This is a genomic window from Peribacillus sp. SIMBA_075, assembly GCF_046534585.1.
Map to the genome: position 1 here is coordinate 1 of NZ_JAWRYN010001375.1, position 244 is coordinate 244.

Here is a 244-nt window from a genome sequence, read left to right on the forward strand (position 1 = left end):
TAAAATAGATATCGGCTTATTATCTGCAACATCTACTTTCTTATCACGTTTTTCAGACTTATCACGATCTAACGGTTTATGCACTGCATTTAATGTATTTGACACATTAGAATACACATAGTATGCATATGCTCCTCCTGCAACAACTAGAAAACCTATTATACCTAAAATCCAAAATAAAATTTTCTTTTTCATAACTTATACCTTCTTTAATTTTTATTTATAACTAATTATGCGTTATTGC

General features: G+C 28.3%; 1 pseudogene. It reads right to left on the reverse strand.

From position 1 onward, the window contains the following. A pseudogene (locus SB775_RS32835) lies at positions 1-195 on the reverse strand (LytR family transcriptional regulator); the annotation flags it as partial. Positions 196-244: the final 49 nt, after the last annotated feature.